The organism is Paraburkholderia sp. JHI2823, assembly GCF_038900695.1.
Classification (GTDB): Bacteria; Pseudomonadota; Gammaproteobacteria; order Burkholderiales; family Burkholderiaceae; genus Paraburkholderia; species Paraburkholderia mimosarum.
Window position 1 is genome coordinate 1 of sequence record NZ_JAYMRY010000183.1, and the last position, 623, is coordinate 623.

Sequence of the window (623 nt, forward strand, 5' to 3'; positions counted from 1 at the left end):
CAACAACATGAAGTTCCTTCAATCAAGCTACCGGTTCCCAATTCTAACAATCTTCTTGTTTACCCCGCGAGGTCCTTGAAAACATTGCATGCATATCATATACGTCATTGCATTACAGGTACCCTTGTTACAGGTCACTTACCATCTGCGTTGTTTATTTCAGCAATGGCTTCCCAACATGATAACTAGGACCTTCTTGCTCAAGAGACTCGGTTCGGGGAAATCCTCCTGAATCTTTCCCAGGTGCAGGAGGAGCTACAGACACTTCTCATGGAGACTCTAGTCAGGGACAGTGCTGAGGATGATGGGCTAAAACACCTACAAGCGGAGATGGATGCAATGAAAGCCCAAATGCTGGGGCAGAGGAATGCCATTCAAGGTTTAGCTCAAAGACAAGATGAGCTCCGGTTTCTCGTCAACCAACTGCTTCAGGGTAACCAACTGGGGCAAACGTCTAAGGATAAAAAGCCAGTCATTGTTCAACCACCTTTGAGACAAGGAGATAAGGGGAGAGCTCCTCAAATGGCTCCAGTGTCACAAATTCAACATCAACCCCACCAGCGTCAACCAGACAAGCCTAAAAGGCAGTTCACCAAGATCAACATGCCGCTGGATCAAGCACT

Annotated in this window: 1 protein-coding gene; it reads left to right on the forward strand. The window is 47.0% G+C overall.

What is annotated here, in order from left to right; all coding sequences use genetic code 11:
* Positions 1-339: 339 nt before the first annotated feature.
* On the forward strand, positions 340-623 hold a 284-nt coding region (locus VSR34_RS38210; RefSeq protein ID WP_342965209.1), incomplete at its 3' end, for a hypothetical protein.